This is a genomic window from Variovorax beijingensis, from assembly GCF_007828835.1.
Taxonomy (GTDB): Bacteria; Pseudomonadota; Gammaproteobacteria; order Burkholderiales; family Burkholderiaceae_C; genus Variovorax; species Variovorax beijingensis_A.
This window is the reverse complement of sequence record NZ_VIVL01000004.1, coordinates 310,382-329,788: the sequence shown is the minus strand read 5'-3', so window position 1 is coordinate 329,788 and position 19,407 is coordinate 310,382. Positions and strand designations below refer to the sequence as shown.

Sequence of the window (19,407 nt, the reverse complement as noted above, 5' to 3'; positions counted from 1 at the left end):
GCTCGCATGTCCGCGCGACCGAACACCCTGCGACTTGCACTCGCGAGTCGTGTCCGCGAAGTGCCGATCAGCCAAGCTTGCGGCCCCTCGCCGCTATGGCGCCATCAGCGCTCGATCATTCTTGACGTACCCAACAACGCCCCTATTTCGGCATCTCGCTGCTCAACAACGAGTCGACCTCGCTCAAGTAGCTCTCGACCTCGCGCAGCCAGGCCTCCCAGGACAGCGGATCGATCCGCGATAAGGAGGCAGGCAGCGGGGTCGCTTGCGGCTTGGTCCCGATCACGGGCGGCGAAGGCAGCAAGCTGCTTGCGCATCCGCTCAGCATCGCCAGCAGCAGCGCGGCGACGGCCATCGAGCAAGGCTAGTTTCTTTTTCATAGGCATCGACGTTTTCCTTTTGGGCTTTGGCGTGGGCCGCCTGCATCGCGAGCACGCGCTGCAGGTCTTCGAGCGCGGCCAGCGCATGGCGGGTGTTCTCGGCGTGACAGTCGAGCTTTTCATCGGAGGGGCTTTCTGCGCCTTGGACACATCGGCCCTTGCCTTGAGCACTTGCGTGCGCTCCACGCCCGCCACAGCAAGCGCCAGCGCGAGCAGTAGCGCAGAGCCACGAAGGCACGATGTCGAGGAACTTCATTGGCTCAGCACCTTGTAGGCACGCGCCGTGATTGCCTTGCGCTCCGCGAGCTTCAGGCGCACCGGATCGTTGACGCGGGCGGTCACGCCGTAAACATCACCCGGCTCGGCCGCTCGCAAGCAGTCCTTGAACACGGCGAAGAACCAGCAGGCCGACTGCGCCGCGAGCTGCGGCTGCAGCAGCAGCTCGCGATGGTGCCGAAGCCCACGCCGAACGCATGGCCCGCGGCGATGCAGGCGTCTTCCCAGGTAAGCTGAATAAGGCCACGGCCGTGAGATTCAAACTGGAAGCGGACGCAGCACTCTTGCACGCCGTTCATTTTGCAGGTATTTTTGTCGGTACCTTTCTCCGCCAAAACTCAGAAATCCCAGTTCCATTCGTATCCAGCCCGGTGTTCGATCCCCTCCGGGCCATTTTGTTGCTCCGTGGTCCCACGCTCCCCCGACGCGAGGCAACGTAGGAAATCCACCGTCAGCAAGAGGCGCCAAAACGACATGGCACCGTCGCCTTGCGGGTTCAGGCTCTGTTCCATGGCTACCAAACAAGAGCACCACAAGCAAGGCGACATCGGCCGCCGGCTGATGTGGATCCTGCTGGCCGTCATTGCGGTCATCGTCGTGGCGGTGCTTTTCTTCTACGGCATCACCGATCCATCGAAAGGGCCGGGCAACGTTCCTGCAAGCGGCGCCGTGGCGCCGGCCCAGGAGAACGCCAGCCCACCCAGATCCCGCTAGGAAGAAGGCTGCTTTCGAGGGCCGGCTCCCCGCTACCCGCATGCCCAGGCCTATGCCGAACGTGGAATCGATAGGCAGCGTCGACCGGGGTATCTTCCGGAACCGGACCGGCACGCGGGACGATGCGCGCCCTTGTCACCCCAATCACCCTCAGGTCGGGAGACGTAACGTGGCGCATGCGCTTTTCAAGCAGATCCTCATGACGCGGCTGCCAACGCGGTTCTACAGTCCGTCTGAGATAGACCGGCTCAAGGACCTGCGGGATGCCGGATACATCAAGGTGGCGTTCTCGCCGCAGCAAGGCCCGGTGCCACCCTGCGCAACGGTGCACGAGATCACGAATCTGGGACGCGCTGCCGCGCGCTACTTCGGATCGACCTACGGGCCGCGTCCCGATCTGCCTTCGGTCACCTTCGCGCTTCCTTCCCCGCACAACCCGACCGGTTGATCGCCTGGCCCGGTGCGGGCCGCGCTCGCCTAGGCCACGGCCTCCAGGAACTCGAAGCCCATGGTCCGCGCGTGATAGTGCAATCCGCCGTCCTGCACGATCAGGAAGCGCGCGCCTTTCATGCCCGCGTTGTGATGCGAATGCGGCGCGCCCGGTGGCGTGACAAGGGTCGCCCATGGCATCCATGGGCAATGCACTCCGCCGACCATCGAATGGCATGCCTCGCCCCGCACCACCAGCGTGACGGCCGCGGAATTGTGGCGGTGCGATCGCTGGTGCGTATGCGGCTCCAGGGTGTTGAAGCTCAAGGTCAGCGTGGGCGTCAGGTTGCGTGCGGCCTCCTGCCGGTCGGACGAAAAAATCAGCGCGCGGCCCGAGGTTGCATCGCCCGTGGCCATCGAGAAGATCAGCTCGAACTGCCGTTCAATCTCGTCGGCGGGATAGTGCACTGCATCGATAGGCGCGCTCGAAGCCGCAGGTGGCTGCGACCCGTCGAAGGCCAACTGCGGCTCGTTGCCCACGGTCCACAGCAATGCGCCTGCGGGACCGGCGCTGAGCCGATAGCCCTGTGCCGCGGGCAGCAGGAACACGTCGCCCGCGCCGAATGCAAGATCTTCGGCCATGCCGCCAAGCTCCCCGCTCCCTGAAATCACGTACCAGACCGAGCCGGTGGCGTCCACATCGAGCGGCAGCGCCTCGCCGGGCGCAACGCGCATGTAGCGCGCGAGCATGAGCGGCGTGGTGGCCGCAAATCCGCAGCCCATCGCTTCGGACTGGTCGCAATCGAAAACGCCGAACGCATCTGCGTGCGGTGGCGCGAAGAGCCGTGCGGGCACTTCGGGCAGCTTCACGTTGAATGCATTGCCGGAGTTGAAGTAGCGTGCCCGGGCCTGCGCAGCGGTCGCGGGCACCGAGGGCCGCTGCGCCGGCAGGTCCGCCATGTCGGTGATCGGCTCGTTCCTCTTCAAGCGCCCTCCCCGCAACCCGCAAACGGCAGCAGCACGCGCAGCAGCACATCGGCACCGGCCGCCGCATGCGCCGGCTCGGCCCACTCGTGCTCCGCATGGCTCACGCCGCCGCGGCAGGGAATGAAGATCATCGCGCTCGGGCACAGCGCCGCCATATGGCGCGCGTCGTGGCCCGCGGCGGAAAGAATGGGCATGTGCGGTTCCCCAAGCTGTTGCGCCGCGGCTGCAATGGCCGCCTGCAGCGCGGGATCGAAGGCATTGGATGGCGCATCGACCAGCCGGGTCGCCGTGGCCCTGCAAGGCGCGGCATGCATGCCGCAGAGCGCGACCAGCCGCTGGCCCAGCAGGTCGAGTACGCCGTTGTCGGGATGGCGCAGATCGATGCGCAGCGTGACGCGCTCGGGCACCACCGAGGGCGCATTCGGCTCGACCTGGAGCCGTCCGATGGTGAACTTCACCGCATCGTCGTGCCCGCCGATCTCGCTGTAGCACGCCGCTGCGATGCGCGCGAAGGCGGCGAGCGCGTCGCGCCGGCCGGCCATGTCGAGCGTGCCCGCGTGGCCCCGCTCGCCATCGATCACGACGTCGAATGTCTTCTTGCCCTGGATGCCGGTGACGACGCCGATCACCCGGCCTTCCGCCTCGAGCACCGGGCCCTGCTCGATGTGCGCTTCCAAATAGGCCTTCAACGGAAAGCCAAGCGGCCTGCGCCGCAGCGACGGGAACGCAGCATGCAAGGCATCGAGTGCCTCGGCCACCGGGACGCCGTCGGCATCGCGCGCCGCGCGCACGGCCTCGAGGGTGCGGACGCCAGCGAAAGCTTCGGAGCCCATCATGCCGGGCGCGAAGCGCGAACCCTCTTCGTTCATCCACGCCACGCAGGCGATGTCCATCGGCGGACGGACGCCCTGCTCCGCGAGCACGGTCAGCACCTCGAGCGCCGCGAGCACGCCGTACACGCCGTCGAAGCGGCCGCCGCCGGGCTGGCTGTCGAGATGGCTGCCCGCGAGCACCGGCGGCGCCTCTCGATCGAGGCCGGGCAGCGCAATGAAGAGATTGCCCGCTGCATCGGTCGCGGGTTCCAGTCCCGCCGCCCGGGCCCAGCCGATCATCACGTGCCAGGACTCGACCTCTTCCGCGCTGAGCGCCTGCCGATCGACGCCGCCCCCGGCGGTGGCGCCACAGCGCGCGAGCGCCATGAGCCGCTGCCAGAGACGGTCGGCATTGACGCGGCACGCGGCCGGTGCCTGCTGCGACGTTGCCTGCGCCATCAGTCGGTCTTCATGATCTGGCTGGGCAGAGCGCGCGGATCGCGCGGCTTCCACTGGCCGGCCTCGACCTGCGCGAAGAACTCCGCCAGCAAGCCGTTGAACGCGGCCGGCTCCTCCAGGTTGAGCGTGTGGCCGGTCTTCGGCATCACGGCCAGACCGCAGGCCGGAATGGTCTTCTTGAGGAAGATGCCGGGCTGCAGGCAGTGATCGTCCTCGTCACCGACTACCACCAGCGAAGGCGCGCCCATTGCGCGCAGCTCAGCCTCCAGGTCGTAGATCGACGGACGCCGCGCCTGCACGCCGCGCATGGTGTTGGCCGAACCGACCGCGTCGTGCTGACCGAGCCAGGTCGCAAATTCCTGCCAGCCGCGCGGGTCCTTGTTCTGGAACTGCACGCGGCTCGCGCCGAGCGAATAGGTGCGTGCGAAACGCTCCGCGCCCTGCAGTTCGAACTGCTTCGCCACTTCCAGCGAGACGCCGCGGAAATATTCTTCGTGTTCCTTCTCGGCGCCGTAGCCCGCGCCGGCAATCACCAGCGACGCCGCGCGCCCGCTGTGGCGCAGGCCGAAGTGCAGCGTCGCGAAGCCGCCCATCGAAAGGCCGACGATGTGCGCGCGCGGCAGTTGCAGCGCATTCATGACGGCGGCGATGTCGTCCGCGGCAATGGCCTGCGAGTAGCTTTCCATGTCCTTCGGCACGTCCGAGGGCGGGTAGCCGCGCGCGCCGAAGGTCACGCACTGGTGGCGGCGCGAGAAGTAGCGCATCTGCGGCTCCCAGCTGCGATGGTCGCCGCCGAACTCGTGCACGAACACGATGGGTGTGCCGCTGCCGGCGGTTTCGTAGTACAGGCGGAGACCGTCCGCGGTGGTGGCGAAGCTCATGGCGTCCCCTCAGAAAAGCGCCGCGGTGGCGGGCAGGCTGCGCGCACGCTCCACGGCTTGCGGCAGCACGTCGCACAAGGCCTGCGCCCATGCCTTGGGCACGGTGGTCGAGATCTTCACGAAGCGATGGCCGAAGCGCGGCGTGTGGTACGTGCCTTGGCGCACCATGATGTCGTGCTCGCCCAGCGCGGTGACCAGCGCCTCGGGCGTCACGCCTGCGCCGCTGCACTCGACCACGATGAAGTTGGCCTGCGACGGGAACACCGGCACCTCGAAGCCCGGCAGTTTTGCGAAGGCCTCGACGATCATCCGCTGGTTCTCGCGCTGCTGCGCAATGACATCGGCCATCCACTCATCCTTCACGGCAAGGCCTGCGATGGCCGCGTGCTGCGCGAGCACGCTGGCGCCCAGCGGCGCCTGCGAGTGCGGCAGGATGCGTGCGAGCAATTCGGGCGAGGCGACGAGCGCGCCCAGCCGCAGTCCGGCCAGGCCCAGCCACTTCGAGAAGCTCACGATGGTCACCGTGCCTTCGGGATAGAAGCGCGAAGCCAGCGTATGGCTGTCGGCGAAGTCGCGGTAGGTGCAGTCGTGGATCAGCACGGCGCCGACTTCTCGAGCACGCATTGCAAACGCACGGATCTCGTCTTCGGTGTAGGTGGTGCCGAGCGGGTTGTTCGGGTCCACCAGGTAGATGACCGCGGTGTTCTCGTCGGTCGATGCAGCGAGCGCGTCGGCCGAGAGCTTGAAGCCGTACTCGGGCCCGTAGATCGGAATCTCGGTCACCACAGAGCCGGCCTTGGCCGCAAACTGCAGCGGCCATTTCCAGCCGGGGTCGGTGGTGACGAAGCCCCTGCCTTCCTTGCAAAAGGCACGGCAGGCCAGCGCCAGCGCAGACACCGCGCCGTCGGTCACCACCGCCGATTGATCCGGCACGCCCAGGTCGGCCACGATGGCTGCGCGCAGCGCTTCCATGCCCAGCGGCGGCGCATAGGCGTGAAAACTCTCGTCGTCGATGGCGTCGTGCAGCGCCTTGCGCACGGCGGGATGCAGCGGAAAGTGGTTGGTGTTCTGGCCCAGCCACATCAGGTCCGGGTTGGTGAACAGGCGGTCGAAGTACTGGTTGCGGGTTTCCGCATCGCTGGTCACCGAAGGCACGACCGCCACGGGGTTCAGCGCCGCATTCATGCCGCAATCCTCCGGGCCTGCTCGGCCTCGATCACCTTCCTGCTGGTCTTGATGATCGAGCCGCGTGCCGCAATGCCGCCGTCGATGGTCACCACCGTGCCGGTGATGTAGCCCGCGCGCGGCGAAGCCAGGAACACCATCAGTTCCGCGACTTCCTCGGGCGTGGCCGGTCGGCCGCCGGGGTAGTTGTCGAACAGCTCTTCCCAGCGGCCTTCGTCGCCATGGGTGTCGAGCGCGCGGCGCTTCATGAGCTTGACCATGCGGTCGGTCGCCACCGGGCCGGGGTTCACGCCCACCACGCGGATGCCGTCGTCCAGACTCACGCCGCCGAGCGCGCGGGTGAAGGCCATGACGGCGGCATTGCCGGTGGAGCCGGCGATGTAGTTGGCGTCCCAGTTCTCGCCGGAATTGCCGATGTCGTTGACGATGACGCCGCCGCCCGCGGCCTTCATCCGTGCGTAGTAGATCTGGCTCAATTCCATGTAGCCCAGCACCTTGAGCTGGAAGCCGCGCCGCACGGCCGCGAAGTCGAGCGACTCGATCGGGCCCGAGGGAATGTCGCCCGCATTGTTCACGAGAATGTCGACGTGGCCTGCCGCCTCGGCGAGCTGGTTCATGGCGCCGGCCGCCGCCAGGTCCATGGGATGGACCTTCACGTTGATCGGATAGATCTTCTCGATCTCTTCCTTCGCGGCCGCGAGCGCGACGCCGTCGCGCGCGGCCAGGTGCAGGTGGCAGCCTTCGGCGGCGAATGCGTGCGCGGCTGCAAGGCCAATGCCCTTGGAGGCGCCGGTGATGAGAACGGTCTTGCCTTCGAGTTCGAGTTTCATGGGTTCGGGTCCTGGGATGCGATCGGGGAAATAGGTTGGAGAGGTGGGTCAGCTCGCGCCGGCGTCCTGCTCGGACAGCGCCGCGATCAGGTCGACGATGTCGTCCTCGAGCAGGCTCACGTGATCGATGGCGGCGTTGAATGCGGACTTCGGATCGTTTCGGCGGATCGCGTCGAGGATGGCACCGTGCTCGCCGATGGTGGCCGTCATGCGGCCGGGCTGGAAGGTCACGTAGCGCCGGTAGACGCGCACGCGCTTTCTCAGTGCGCGCGTCTGCTCGGCCAGGTAGTGGGTGTTGGAGGCCTCGTACAGCGCGTCGTGGAAATCCTGGTTCACGTCGTAGAAGCGCGAGTGGTCGCCCGAAGCAAGAATGCTCGTGAGCTCGTCGTGCAGCCCGCCCATGCGCGCCTTCTGCGCCTCGGTGGCGCGGCGCGCCGCGAACTTGGCGCACAGGCCTTCCATCACGGCCATCATCTGGAACATCTCGATCAGCATCGGCAGCGAGATGCGCGCCACGCACACGCCGCCTTGCCGGCTGCGCAGGTCCACCAGGCCGGTGGCGGCCAGCGCCTTGAGCGCCTCGCGCACGGGCGTGCGCGACACCTTGAAGCGCTCCGACAGCTCGGCCTCGTCGAGCCGCGTTCCGGGCTTGAGCACGCCGCTCACGATCAGGTCTTCGAGCGTGTCCTTGAGCTCGTCGGACAGCGTGGCGCCGCCCTTCACGCGCTGCCGGTCGCGGCCGCGCAGCGCCGCGGGCTGGGTGGTATCGGATTCGTCGGGTTCCATGCTGCTCATGTCTTCTTTCTTGTGGTTGTCGTCGGGAGATGCCGCCGGACCGCTTGCCATCGCCGGCGTCAGAAGGGACGGTCGCCAGCCACGGTGGTGCGGTGCATCACGCGGCGGTAGGCCGTGTCGTCGTAGGGTGTGGCGCGGTGCATGGTGCAGCGGTTGTCCCAGATCAGCAGGTCGCCGGCGAGCCACTTGTGGCGATAGCTGAACTCGGGCGAGATGGCGTGGGCATTGAGCTCGGCCAGCAGCGCGGCGCTTTCTTCCGAGGGCAAGCCGTCGATCTGCTTGACGACGTCCTCGCCCACGTAGAGCGACAGGCGGCCCGTCTCGGGATGGGTGCGCACCAGCGGATGCACCACGTCGGGCGTGGCGGCGAGCTGCTCGGGCGTGAGCGGGTTGCGGTCTGCAAAGGCCTTGCCATAGTAGTTGGCGTAGCTGTGCGTGGCCGTGAGGTGGCGGATGCGCGCCTTCATGCCGTCGTCGAGCGCGTCGTAGGCGGCATGCATCGAGGCGAAGAAGGTGTCGCCTTCCACGGGCGGCACTTCGAGCGCGTAGAGCAGTGCGCCCATCGAGGGCTCGGCCTTGTACGAGAGGTCGGAATGCCAGTTCCAGCCCTCCTTGTGGTTGCCGATGGGCTTGCCGTTCTCCGACACGTTGGACAGCACGTACACCTCGGGATGCTCCTTCTTCAGGAACTGGGTGAGCACATGGCCCAGCAGCGGGCCGAAGCGGCGCGAGAACGCGACGTGCTGCGATTCGTTGATGCGCTGGCCGCGGAACAGCAGCAGCGATCGCTGGTTGAGCGCATCGCGCAGCACGGCAAAGTCGCTGTCGCTCACCGGCTCGCGCAGGTCGATGCCCTTCACTTCGGTGCCGATGAATGAGGTGAGATTCTCGAGTTGCATGGGAGGAAACGTGTCTGCGGGATTGAAGAAAAAATGAAGCAAGCCTCAGAGCTTGTAGTCCGGCTGGGTGCGCTCCAGCATGCGCAGGAACGCAGGCCATTCGCGCGTGCCGGGCGGCAGGATGTCGCCGGCAAATTCGGTGAACTGGCGCGCGGCCAGCGCACTCACCTCGGGCTGCGGAAGCACCAGCGCTTCGCCGGGCGCGAGTCCGCCCTGGGCCAGCAGCTGCACCTTGGCCGCCTTCTCGAAGTAGTACATGAGGATGAAGGCCTCGGGGATCGTGCGGCCCACGGTCAGGATGCCGTGGTTGCGCAGCACCAGCGTGCTGTGCGGGCCCAGGTCGCGTACCAGCCGCTCGCGCTCTCCGGTCTCCAGCGCCACGCCTTCGTAGTCGTGGAAGGCCGTGTGGCCCTGGTAGCGCATCGCGAACTGGCTCAGCGGTGCCAGGCCGTTGGGCATCGCCGCGATCGCGGTGCCGGCCTCGGAGTGGGTGTGCAGCACGCACAGCGCGTCGGGCCGTCCCGCGTGGATGGCGCTGTGGATCACGAAGCCGGCCTGGTTGACCTCTGCATCGGTATCGTCCACCTTGTTGCCGTCGAGATCGATCTTCACCAATGATGAAGCGGTCACTTCCGAGAACAGCAGCCCGTAGGGATTGATGAGAAAGTGATGCGCCGGCCCCGGCACGCGCGCCGAGATGTGGTTGTAGATGAGGTCGTCCATGCCGAAGTGCGCCACCAGCCGGTAGCAGGCCGCGAGCTGCACGCGCAGCGCGGCTTCGGTCGCCGGATAGGCCGCGGGATTCGTCTTCGTCATCATCAACGCCACCACACCAGTTTCTGATCGATCCAGACGAGCACGCCGTAGAACACCATGCTCGCCACCGAAGCGACCAGCACCGCCGACCACACGCTCAGCAGGTCGACCTGCTGGGTCGATTCATAGATCATTCGCCCGAGCCCCGCATAGGCGCCGAGCATCTCGCCGACGATGGCCACGATCATGCTGCGCGGCACGCCGATGCGCAGCGCCGTGACCACCGACGGCATCGCCACCGGCAGGCGCAGCCGCCACACGATCTTGAGCGGCCCCGCGCCGAAGCTGCGCATCAGGTTCACGGCGGCCAGGTCGGCCTGCTTGAGTCCGTGCAGCGCATTGACCAGCATCGTGAAGCCGACGGCCAGTGCCACCAAAGCGATCTTCGATGCGGCGCCGAGCCCGAACCAGATCAGGAACAGCGGCGCATAGGCCACCGTCGGCACCGCGTTCACGGCCACGGCCAGCGGCATCACGACGCGCTCGAGCGGCGGCGCGAGCAGCAGCGCCACCGCCACCAGCAGGCCGAGCACGCTGCCCAGTGCATAGCCGCCAAGCGCCTCGCCGAGCGTGGCCAGCAACGCCGCCATGAGACGGCCGGTGTCGGTGAAGGCATGCTGCACGATCGCGCCCAGGCTCGGCAGCACGAAGGGCGGAATCCTGAAGAGCAGGATCGCGCCTTCCCACACCGCGAGCAGCACGATGATGCTCAGCACCACCGGCACCACGGGCGATGCGCTCAGCTTTCGCTGCGCCACCATACGAGCCTCCTTTCCACGAAAGTGAGCGCGCCGTAGAGCAGCGCCCCCATCAGCCCGCAGGCAAACATCACGACCCACAGGCGCAGCACCAGGTCGGCGTTCATCGCCTCCATCAGCATCACGCCCAGGCCCACGGTCTCGCCGAACCATTCGCCCACCACCGAGCCGATCAGGCTCAGGCCGATGGCCACGCGCAGGCCCACCATGATCTGCGGCAGCGCCGAGGGCACGGCCAGCTTGAAGAACATGACGAAGCGACCGGCGCCAAAACTCTTCATCAGCGCAATGCGCTGCGGGTCGCACGACTTGAGGCCGCGCAAGGTGTTCACCGTCACCGGGAAGAAGGTGAGGAAGAACGCGGTCATCACCTTGGCAAGCAGCGAGTTGCCGAACCAGATGACGATCAACGCACCGAAGGCCACCACCGGCACGGTCTGGGACACCACGAACAGCGGAAACACCGAACGCTCCATCCAGCGCGAGTAGGTGAACACGGTGCCGCAGAGGCAGCCGAACACCGCGCCCATCGCGAAGCCCAGCACGGTTTCGAGCAGCGTGCGGCCAAAGCCGCGCAGGAGCTGCGGCCACACCGACCACGCGTCCTGCGCAATCGCGCTCAGCGCCGGCAGGTAGCGAGGCGAAGGCGCGAAGGCATGCACCGCAATCTCCCAGACGACAGCGAGCCCGACGAAGGCCAGCACGGGCGAGCGCAGCATGCGTTGCATCGGCAAGCTCACGAGGCGCGCTCCTCCTGGGCGAAGGTCTTGCGGCTTTCCTCCTCGATCTCCGCGAGCAGGCGCTGCTTGAGGCCGATGAACTCCGGCGACAGCACGATCGACGGATCGCGCGGGCGCGGCAGGTCGACCACCGTCTCGCTCTTGACCGTGCCGGGCCGCGCCGTCATCACCAGCACCTTGTCGCCGAGCACGATGGCTTCGTCGATGTCGTGCGTGATGAAGAGCACCGTGCGGCGATGGCGCGCCCAGATCTCGAGCAGCCAGTGCTGCATGCGGCTGCGCGTGAGCGCGTCGAGCGCACCGAAGGGCTCGTCGAGCAGCAGCAGATCGCGCTCGAACAGGAAGGTGCGCATCAGCGCCACGCGCTGGCGCATGCCGCCCGAGAGCTGGTGCGGGTAGTGGTCGGCAAAACCGGTGAGGCCGAACTCCGGCAGCATGGCGCGCGCACGCTCGCGCGCCTCCTTGCGCGGCACGCCCTCCACTTCGAGCGCGAGGATGGCGTTGTCCAGCACGGTGCGCCACGGAAACAGCAGGTCGCGCTGCGGCATGAACGACACCTTGCCCAGCAGCTGGCCGTCGCGCTGCGGCGTGCCGCCGAACAGCAGAGATCCGTCGTCGTCGGGCGGCAGCAGCCCCGCAATCATGTTGAAGAGCGTCGACTTGCCGCAACCCGAAGGGCCCACGAGCGTGACGAACTCGCTCTTCGCGATCCGCAGGTCGACGCCGGACACCGCCACCGTCTGCGCCTGGCCGTCGCCGAAGCGCTTCCACACGTTGACGAGTTCGAGCATCGGCGGTGCGGCCGTGCCTGCGGCGGCGGGCGGCATCACTTCGTGAGGCATGAACTTCATGATCGTGCGGCGGCTCAGAACTTCTTGTCGGTGGCCGGCACCTGCGTCCAGAAGCTCGGGTCGTAGGCCTTCGACAGGTCGGCCGGCGCCTTCAGCGCCTTGTAGCCCACCAACTGGGTCTGCATCTTCTCGACCGTCGGCAGGTCGATGGCGAGGATGCCGTCGGTCGTGCCCTTGCCGGCCTTCACGAGCTTCTCGAACTCGTCGAGCATCGCTTCCTGGTGCGCGCGGTTCAGGCTGGGCGATGCGGCCATGACGATGTCGATGGCTTCCTTCTTGTTCTGCAGCGCGTACTTCCAGCCCTTGATGGTCGCGTTCATGAAGGCCTGCACCTGCTGCGGCTTTTCGTTGCGGTATTTCTCGGACACGAGCACCGTGTCCTGCTGCACGATCACGCCGTAGTCATCGGGCTTGATGAGCGTGAGCTTGTCGCCCAGGCCCTGCGCCTTGAGCACGTTGAGTTCGTTGTAGTAGGTGGCGGCGGCCACGTCGAACTGCTTCTCGACGAAAGGCGCCATCGAGCCCGACTGCGGCACGATGGTCAGGTCGCCCTGCTTCATGCCGGCCGAAGCGAGCATCGAATAGAGCGTGTACTGCGTGCCGGTGAACCACGTGGCCACCTTCTTGCCCGCGAAGTCCTTCACCTGGGTGATGCCCGAATCCTTGTAGGTGACATAGGTGAAGGGCGTGGTCTGCACCGTGACGCCGATGCACACCAGCGGCAGGCCTTTCTCGCGCGCCAGCAGCACCGTCTCCGTGCCGCCGGCGAGGCCGAAGGTGTCGTTGCCCGAAGCGACGAGGGTCTCGACGTTGAGATTGGGCCCGCCCGGATTGATCGTCAGGTCGAGGCCACCCTGGTCGTAGAAGCCCTTGGCCTTGGCCACGTAGAAGCCGGCGAACTGCGCCTGCGCCAGCCATTTGAGGCGCAGCGACACCTTCTCCGCAGCGGATGCCGGCAGGCTCGCAAGAAGCGCCATCGACGCTGCGGCGAGAGTCAGGAAACGCAAGGACTTGAAAGACACGTGGAAGGCCTCATGGATACAAAAAACTATTTAAGCAGTATCCATGCCACGTCATTTCAGGCGGTTTTACAGCCTCCGGGGCGGCGAATTGGCCCGGAACATGCACTCCCGCATGGCCTCTGCCCCAATTTGAATCCTCCATGAACCGAATCCATGCGCTCACCGATCTCTCCGCCCGCGAAGCCGCGGAGCAGATGGCGCGAGGCGAGCTCCGCACCGCAGACTATGTGGATGCGCTGCTGCGGCGCAGTACCGCAGCCGCCTCCCTCGGTGGCCTGCTGCACCAGGACGCGCAGCGCCTTCGCAGTGAGGCCTTGGCGCTCGACGCAGCGCCCCGGCCTGCCGCCGGCGCGCGCGCTCTGCATGGCGTGCCGCTCGCGTTCAAGGACAACATCGACGTGGTCGGCTTTCCCACCACCGCCGGCAGCCCGTGGATGGCGGACCACCGTCCGCGCCGCGCGGCGGGCGTGACGCAGCGCCTGCTGGCTGCGGGTGCGCTGGTGCTTGGCAAGACGAATCTGCACGAGTGGTCGCAAGGCGTCACCGGCCACAACCACGCGTTCGGCCCGTCGCGCAACCCCTTCGATCCCTCGCGCATTTCAGGCGGCTCGAGCGGTGGCAACGCAACATTGCTCGGCATGCGCGCCGTTCCCGCGGCCATCGGCACGGACACGGGCGGCTCGGTCCGGGTGCCCGCCGCGCTGTGCGGCCTGGTCGGCTTCAGGCCCACCATCGGCCGCTGGCCTGGGGACGGACTTGTGCCGATCTCGCCCACCTTCGACACCGCAGGCGCCATGGCGCGCAACGTGGACGACTGCGTGCTGATCGACCATGCCATCGCCGATGGCCCCCTCCGGCTGGCGCCGGCGCCGCTCGCTGGCGTGCGCCTGGGCGTGCCGCAGCGCTACTTCTGGGACGAGATCGATCCGCCGGTGGCTGCACTGGCGCAGGACGCGCTCGAGCGGCTACGCAGCGCTGGCGCGGTGCTGGTGCCCTGCGATCTGGGCGAAGCCGGCGCGCTGTTCCAGCAGGGCTCCATGTCGATCTCTCTCTACGAGATCCTGCCTGCGCTGCAGGCCTACTTCGCGCGCCACGAGCGCCCCTTCGATGCCCGCGCACTCGCCGATGCCGTCGTGAGCCCCGACGTCCGGCCGCTGTTCGAGCGCCTGTTCGGACCGGGCGCGATCGGCACGCCGGCCTACCGCCACGCGCTCGGGGTGCTGCGCCCGCGCATGCAGGAGGCGTATCGCCGCTGCTTCGCGCAGAACGCCATCGCCGCGCTGGTGTTCCCGACCAGCCCGCTCTGCGCGGCGCGCATCGGCGAAGACGTGGAGGTCATGCTGTGCGGCCGGCCGGTATCGGCCTTCTCCGCCTACATCCGCAATACCGGTCCGGCCGGCATGGCGGGACTGCCCGCGCTGAGCCTGCCGATGGGCCTCGCGCGCGGCGGCCTGCCCGCGGGAATGGAACTGACAGGCCCGGCCGGATCGGACAGTGCGCTGCTCGCGCTGGCGCTCGCCATCGAAGCCGTTCTTCCACCCGCGCCGGTGGCGCCCGCCATCGCCTGAAGGCTTACATCGCTTCGCGCGGGCGGCTGTCGCGGCATGCCTGCGCCCTCTGCAATCGTTGCACCATGCACACCATGGACACCCGACCGATCTTTCCTTCCTGGTGGCGCGTCGGCGCGCTCGCCTATACGGCCGCGGGCGTGGTGTGCGTTGTTTCGAGCGAGGCCTTTCCGGACAGCGAGATGGCCATGCTGGTGGCGATCGCCGGGGCCCTGCCATGGTCGCTCGCCCTGCTGACGCTCGACCTTGCGCCGGGCGTGGCGCGGACCGCACTGCTCCTGCTGACCGGAGGCTGGGCCGTCAACGCGGGACTCTTCTGGTGGCTGGCGCTGCGGCGCCCGGCGCACCGGCTGCCGGCTCGCGACGACTGACGACGCATCGCCGAAGCCCTTTCGGTGCGATCATTTCGCCATTCGTTCATCGCGCCGGCGCGCGCCCCCGCAAAGGTTTCCCATGCTTCCTGATTCGCAAGTCAACAAACCGCTGATCGGAATTGCCGGCGGCCGGCAGTCGCTCGACACGCCGGCGCTGCTGCTCGATCTTGGCGCGCTGACGCGCAACATCGAGCGCATGGCCGCCTTTGCCAAGGCGCGCGGCGTCGGCCTGCGGCCGCATGTGAAAACGCACAAGTCGGTGGAGATCGCGCGCCGCCAGGTGGCCGCGGGTGCCATCGGCGTGAGCTGCGTCACGCTGGGCGAGGCCGAGGTCATGGTCAAGGCCGGCATTCCGGACGTGCTGATCACCTCGCCGGCCGTCACGCCGAGCAAGATCGCGCGCGTGGTCAGGCTGGCCAGGCTGGCCGGCCCCGGCGGAATGATGGTGGTGGTGGACGACCCGCGCAATGCCGCCGACCTGGCCGCCGCCACGCTCGGCCTGCCGCATCCTCTCGAAGTGCTGGTCGACTACGGCGCCGGCTACAACCGCACGGGCGCGGCCAGCGAGGCGCAGGTGCTCGAGCTCGCGCGCTGCATTGCGGCCGAGCCGCGCCTGAAGCTGCGCGGGCTGCAGGCCTACGCCGGCAACCTGCAGCACATCGTCGACCGGCAGCAGCGCAGCGCCGCCGCGGCCGGCCTGCGCGAAGCCATCGCGCGCATCGTCGCGGACGCCGAGCGCAGCGGCATTCACTTCGAGATCGTCACGGGCGCGGGTACCGGCACGCACGACCTCGACGCGCAGCGGGACGCCTTCACCGAATTGCAGGCCGGCTCCTACGTGTTCATGGACGCGGAATATGCGCAGGTGCTGCAGGGCAGCCCGGGGCAGCCTTCACCGTTCGAGGTGTCGCTGTTCGTCCAGACGGCGGTGGTGAGCACCAATGCGGCGGAATGGGTCACCGTGGACGGCGGCACCAAGTGCTTTGCCACCGACTGCGGCGTGCCGCTGGTGGCACGCGGTGCCGATCCGGCGAGCCGCTACGCTTTCTTCGGCGACGAGCACGGCAAGCTGTTCTGCGCCGGGCAGCGGCCCGCGCTCGGCGACCGGGTGGAGTTCATCACGCCGCATTGCGACCCGACCGTCAACCTGCACGACGCCTACCATGTGGTCGACGGCGACACGCTGGTCGCGATCTGGCCGGTGGATGCGCGCGGCAGGCACTGAAAACCCGCATCAGGGTCGCGGCGGGGCGTGCGGCCGGTTTCCCGCGCTCGTCAGGCGCGCGGCAAGGCTGCAAGAAAGGTCGCTACGACGATGGCGGCCGCACGGTCCAACTGGAGGACATCGGCCACCTCCAAGGAGTGCGGCGCATTGCGTACGCTCCCGCCGGCCGGCTCGCGGATTTCCACCAGCACTTCTGCCGCCAATTCGCGATCGCTGCGCGGCTGGCCGTCGGGATGCATCACCCACTCGTCCACCTGGTCGAACGGAATGCTGCGGAACACCGCGACGACGGGCAAGTACCTGTAGCGATCCTCGCCCACCAGCACGGGCAAACTGAGGTTGCAGAAAAAAGTGGTCGACATGCAGAGCGCCGTCGCAATCAAAAGGATTAATTGTTAGGGAATGTGACCAAGACATCCACCTTTCCCGGCCCTTTTTCCTTTGCGAGACGTGACCTTCCTCACACAAAGTGAAGCTTTGTGGTGGAGATCGCACACCTACAAGGATACTTAATTCTTACATACCGCCGGCTGGGTGTGTCGATTTGCTTGTTTTCTGCACCAAAAAGGCAAAAAAAAGACCGGAATCCGGCCTTTGGGGGTCCTCCCTGGGACGGGGCTCAGGCCGGCGAGCTGAATCGCGGCGGCCGCCGCTCGATGTTGGCCTGCACGGCCTCCTTCTGGTTCGCGCTTCCGATCAAGGCCTGCTGCTCCACCGATTCGGCGATCAGCAGCTCGGCCGCGCTGTGCGACAGCGCCGCATTGAGCAGGCGCTTGCCCGCCCGGATGGCGTCGGGGCTCTTGACCGCGATGCCGTGCGCCATCTGAAGCGCCTCGGCGAGCGGATCGGCCGCCAGCCGCGTGGCAAAGCCGAGCTGCAGGGCTTCCTCGCCCGAGAAGATGCGGCCCGTGAAGGTGAGTTCGCGCACCACGTCGCTGCGCGCGAGTTCGCGCATCAGCACCATGCCGCCCATGTCGGGCACCAGGCCCCACTTGATTTCCATCACCGACAGCTTGGTGTCGGGCGCCACGATGCGGATGTCGGCCCCCAGCGCCACCTGGAGGCCGCCGCCGAAAGCCACGCCGTGCACGGCGGCAATGACGGGCACCGGCACCTCGCGCCAGGCCATGGCCACGTACTGCGCCGCGTTCGAGATGCCGTGCGTGCGCGCGGACAGGTCGGTGCCGCCCGCGGCCGCGCCCAGCACCGCGCTGGCGGCCCCCTGCCCCATGCGCTCGAAGGAGGCCATGTCCAGCCCCGCGCAGAACGCCTTGCCCTGGCCGGAAATGACCACCGCGCGCACCGCCGCGTCTTCGCGCAGGGCCTCGCCCGCTTCGATCAGCGCATCGAACATCGCGGGATCGAGCGCGTTCATCTTGTCCGCACGTGCAAGCTGGAGTTGCACCACGCCGTCGGGGTGGCGGGTCCATTCGATTCGCTCGGCCATGGCAGTGTCTCCTTCGGTCTTCGCGCCAGTATCGCCCGGCACGGGCGCTCGGCGATGATGGCGCCTGTCACCTACTCAACACCCCCTGGACCCATGCCCCTGGACCGCCGCATCTTTCTGCAATCGGGTGCCGCCGCCGTGGTGGCGCTGCTCCATTCCCAGGGCACCAGCGCGCCCGCCGGCCCGGGCGGGCCCGTGCTCGGCTTCACCGCGGTGCCGGCGTCGCTGCGCGATGCGGTGGTGGTGCCGCCCGAATACGAATGGCAGCTGCTCTATCCCTGGGGCACGCCCACCGGCATCGCGGAGCATCCCATGCCGGCCTTCGCGCCCGACGGCAGCAACAGCGCCGCCGACCAGGCGCTGCAGGCCGGCATGCATCACGATGGCATGCACTTCTTTCCGCTCGCGTCATCGGACCGCGGCCTGCTCGTGATGAACCACGAGTACACCGACGAGCAACTGCTCCATGCCGACGGCAGCAAGGAGTGGATCGCCGAGAAGGTGCGCAAGTCGCTGCATGCGATGGGCGTCTCGGTCATCGAGATCCGCCGCACGCGCGATGGCTGGCGCCAGGTGCGGCCCTCGCCCTACGCGCGGCGCGTGCACGGGCAGACGCCCATGCGCATCGCCGGCCCCGCCGCGGGCGCGGCGCCGATGCGCACCGCCGCCAATCCGGCCGGCGACGAAGTGCTCGGCACCTTCGCCAACTGCGCGATGGGCGTCACGCCCTGGGGCACCTACCTGAGCTGCGAAGAAAACTTCCACGGCTACTTCGGCGGGCCGAAGGAAGCGGCAAAGGACGCCACGTCCGCGCAGCGCCGCTACGGCACGGTGCCGGGCTCGCAGTGGGTGGAGTACTGGCGCTTCGAGGAACGCTTCGACATGAGCCGGCATCCGAACGAGCCCCACCGCTTCGGCTGGGTGGTGGAAATCGATCCCTTCGATCCCGCGGCCAAACCGGTCAAGCGCACCGCGCTCGGACGCAAGCGCCAGGAAAGCGCGACCTGCACGCTCGCCAGGGACGGGCGTGTCGTCGTCTACATGGGCGACGACGCCAGGTTCGAATACATCTACAAGTTCGTGAGCCACGGCAAGGTCTCGATGGCCGGCGACGGCTCCCGGGCTTCCGCCAACAGCCGCCTGCTCGACGAAGGCACGCTCTATGCCGCACGCTTCGATGCCGGCGGCCGCGGCCAGTGGCTCGAACTCGTGCACGGCCGCAACGGCCTCGACGCGGACAGCGGCTTCGCCGGCCAGGCCGAGGTGCTGATCCACGCCAGGCTGGCCGCCGACGCAGTGGGCGCCACCAAGATGGACCGCCCCGAATGGATCGCAGTGCATCCGCAGACCGGCGAGGTGTACGTCACGCTCACCAACAACAGCCAGCGCGGCGAACCGGGCAAGCCCGCGCCCGATGCGGCCAACCCGCGTGCCGGCAACCTCTTCGGCGGCATCCTGCGCTGGCGCGAGGACGGCGGCGATGCCGGCAGCGCGAGCTTCGGCTGGGACCACTTCGCGCTGGCCGGCCATCCCGCGCAGGCGGGCAGCGGCGCGCGCTATCCATCGGACGACGCCGATGTCTTCGGCAGCCCCGACGGCCTGCATTTCGACAGCGGCGGCCTGCTCTGGATCCAGACCGACATGAGCGGCCAGCTCATCGGCAAGCCGCCTTATGCCGCGCTCGGCAACAACCAGATGCTGTGCGCCGATCCGGCCACGGGCCGCATCAAGCGCTTTCTCACGGCGCCGAGTGGCAGCGAGGTCACGGGCTGCGTGGTGACGCCCGACCGGCGCACGCTGTTCGTCAACATCCAGCACCCGGGCGAATCGCGCGACGACGGCAGCGCCGCACCCAACAGCGCCTGGCCCGACGGCACCGTGCCCGGCAGCGCGCGGCCGCGCTCGGCCACGCTTGCGATCCGCCGGCGCGATGGCGCTATCGTCGGCACCTGAAGCCAA

At 67.8% G+C, this 19,407-nt stretch carries 23 protein-coding genes; 6 read left to right on the top strand and 17 right to left on the bottom strand.

The window, feature by feature from the left end:
- Positions 1-142: 142 nt before the first annotated feature.
- The 3 genes from FB547_RS15110 to FB547_RS33320 are packed head-to-tail and all read right to left on the bottom strand — an operon-like array spanning position 143 to position 770.
- Positions 143-355, bottom strand: a complete 213-nt coding sequence (locus FB547_RS15110; protein ID WP_145743525.1) for a hypothetical protein — start codon at positions 353-355, stop codon at positions 143-145.
- Positions 322-636, bottom strand: coding sequence for a hypothetical protein (locus FB547_RS15105; RefSeq protein ID WP_145743524.1), 315 nt, complete (start codon positions 634-636; stop codon positions 322-324). The genes FB547_RS15110 and FB547_RS15105 overlap by 34 nt, the downstream gene beginning before the upstream one ends.
- Positions 633-770, bottom strand: coding sequence for a hypothetical protein (locus FB547_RS33320; protein ID WP_186454172.1), 138 nt, complete (start codon positions 768-770; stop codon positions 633-635). Before FB547_RS33320 ends, FB547_RS15105 begins: the two co-directional genes overlap by 4 nt.
- Positions 771-1,166: 396 nt before the next feature.
- On the opposite strand from FB547_RS33320, the gene FB547_RS15100 reads away from it, so the two are divergent.
- Both FB547_RS15100 and FB547_RS15095 read left to right on the top strand, forming a co-directional pair.
- Entirely contained in the window at positions 1,167-1,370 is a 204-nt protein-coding gene (locus FB547_RS15100; protein WP_145743522.1) for a hypothetical protein, read from the top strand.
- Between the two features lie 169 nt (positions 1,371-1,539).
- On the top strand, positions 1,540-1,818 hold the full coding sequence (locus FB547_RS15095) for a hypothetical protein (protein ID WP_145743520.1): 279 nt from the start codon (positions 1,540-1,542) through the stop codon (positions 1,816-1,818).
- Positions 1,819-1,847: 29 nt separating this feature from the next.
- Here FB547_RS15095 and FB547_RS15090 read toward each other — a convergent pair whose 3' ends face one another.
- From FB547_RS15090 to FB547_RS15035, 12 genes are read right to left on the bottom strand one after another with little or no spacing between them, the layout of a single operon-like run.
- A complete protein-coding gene (locus FB547_RS15090; protein ID WP_145743519.1) occupies positions 1,848-2,786 on the bottom strand; it encodes a cupin domain-containing protein in 939 nt (312 codons plus the stop codon).
- Entirely contained in the window at positions 2,783-4,057 is a 1,275-nt protein-coding gene (locus FB547_RS15085; RefSeq protein WP_145743517.1) for a hydantoinase/carbamoylase family amidase, read from the bottom strand. The genes FB547_RS15090 and FB547_RS15085 overlap by 4 nt, the downstream gene beginning before the upstream one ends.
- On the bottom strand, positions 4,057-4,938 hold the full coding sequence (locus FB547_RS15080; protein WP_145743515.1) for an alpha/beta fold hydrolase: 882 nt from the start codon (positions 4,936-4,938) through the stop codon (positions 4,057-4,059). Before FB547_RS15080 ends, FB547_RS15085 begins: the two co-directional genes overlap by 1 nt.
- Positions 4,939-4,947: 9 nt before the next feature.
- Positions 4,948-6,123, bottom strand: a complete 1,176-nt coding sequence (locus tag FB547_RS15075) for a pyridoxal phosphate-dependent aminotransferase (RefSeq protein ID WP_145743513.1) — start codon at positions 6,121-6,123, stop codon at positions 4,948-4,950.
- Positions 6,120-6,953, bottom strand: coding sequence for an SDR family oxidoreductase (locus FB547_RS15070; protein WP_145743511.1), 834 nt, complete (start codon positions 6,951-6,953; stop codon positions 6,120-6,122). The genes FB547_RS15075 and FB547_RS15070 overlap by 4 nt, the downstream gene beginning before the upstream one ends.
- A gap of 48 nt (positions 6,954-7,001) precedes the next feature.
- The gene (locus tag FB547_RS15065; protein WP_261380289.1) at positions 7,002-7,748 is read right to left on the bottom strand and encodes a GntR family transcriptional regulator; all 747 of its coding nucleotides are present in this window, start codon (positions 7,746-7,748) and stop codon (positions 7,002-7,004) included.
- A 59-nt stretch (positions 7,749-7,807) separates the two neighbouring features.
- Positions 7,808-8,647 carry a TauD/TfdA dioxygenase family protein gene (locus FB547_RS15060; RefSeq protein ID WP_145743509.1) on the bottom strand — a complete coding sequence of 280 codons (840 nt, stop codon included), beginning with the start codon at positions 8,645-8,647 and terminating at the stop codon, positions 7,808-7,810.
- A 45-nt stretch (positions 8,648-8,692) separates the two neighbouring features.
- Positions 8,693-9,463: a class II aldolase/adducin family protein gene (locus tag FB547_RS15055; RefSeq protein WP_145743507.1), complete on the bottom strand. Its 771-nt coding sequence runs from the start codon at positions 9,461-9,463 to the stop codon at positions 8,693-8,695.
- A gap of 2 nt (positions 9,464-9,465) precedes the next feature.
- Complete coding sequence (locus tag FB547_RS15050) at positions 9,466-10,224, bottom strand: ABC transporter permease (RefSeq protein ID WP_145743505.1); 759 nt, start codon at positions 10,222-10,224, stop codon at positions 9,466-9,468.
- A complete protein-coding gene (locus tag FB547_RS15045) occupies positions 10,203-10,961 on the bottom strand; it encodes an ABC transporter permease (RefSeq protein WP_145743503.1) in 759 nt (252 codons plus the stop codon). The genes FB547_RS15050 and FB547_RS15045 overlap by 22 nt, the downstream gene beginning before the upstream one ends.
- Positions 10,958-11,812 carry an ABC transporter ATP-binding protein gene (locus FB547_RS15040; RefSeq protein ID WP_145743501.1) on the bottom strand — a complete coding sequence of 285 codons (855 nt, stop codon included), beginning with the start codon at positions 11,810-11,812 and terminating at the stop codon, positions 10,958-10,960. Before FB547_RS15040 ends, FB547_RS15045 begins: the two co-directional genes overlap by 4 nt.
- A 14-nt stretch (positions 11,813-11,826) precedes the next feature.
- A complete protein-coding gene (locus FB547_RS15035) occupies positions 11,827-12,819 on the bottom strand; it encodes an ABC transporter substrate-binding protein (protein ID WP_261380288.1) in 993 nt (330 codons plus the stop codon).
- 155 nt (positions 12,820-12,974) lie between these two features.
- Between FB547_RS15035 and FB547_RS15030 the strand changes: the two genes are divergently transcribed.
- The 3 genes from FB547_RS15030 (at position 12,975) to FB547_RS15020 (ending at position 16,001) form a co-directional block, all read left to right on the top strand.
- Positions 12,975-14,402, top strand: a complete 1,428-nt coding sequence (locus tag FB547_RS15030) for an amidase family protein (RefSeq protein ID WP_145743498.1) — start codon at positions 12,975-12,977, stop codon at positions 14,400-14,402.
- A 74-nt stretch (positions 14,403-14,476) separates the two neighbouring features.
- The gene (locus FB547_RS15025; RefSeq protein WP_261380287.1) at positions 14,477-14,773 is read left to right on the top strand and encodes a hypothetical protein; all 297 of its coding nucleotides are present in this window, start codon (positions 14,477-14,479) and stop codon (positions 14,771-14,773) included.
- 82 nt (positions 14,774-14,855) lie between these two features.
- Positions 14,856-16,001 (top strand): DSD1 family PLP-dependent enzyme, encoded by a 1,146-nt coding sequence (locus tag FB547_RS15020; RefSeq protein WP_145743496.1) that lies wholly within the window; start codon positions 14,856-14,858, stop codon positions 15,999-16,001.
- Between the two features lie 50 nt (positions 16,002-16,051).
- Here FB547_RS15020 and FB547_RS15015 read toward each other — a convergent pair whose 3' ends face one another.
- Entirely contained in the window at positions 16,052-16,363 is a 312-nt protein-coding gene (locus FB547_RS15015) for a hypothetical protein (protein WP_145743494.1), read from the bottom strand.
- Between the two features lie 257 nt (positions 16,364-16,620).
- Entirely contained in the window at positions 16,621-17,448 is an 828-nt protein-coding gene (locus tag FB547_RS15010) for a crotonase/enoyl-CoA hydratase family protein (protein ID WP_145743491.1), read from the bottom strand.
- Between the two features lie 93 nt (positions 17,449-17,541).
- On the opposite strand from FB547_RS15010, the gene FB547_RS15005 reads away from it, so the two are divergent.
- On the top strand, positions 17,542-19,401 hold the full coding sequence (locus FB547_RS15005) for a PhoX family protein (RefSeq protein ID WP_145743489.1): 1,860 nt from the start codon (positions 17,542-17,544) through the stop codon (positions 19,399-19,401).
- Positions 19,402-19,407 lie beyond the last annotated feature (6 nt).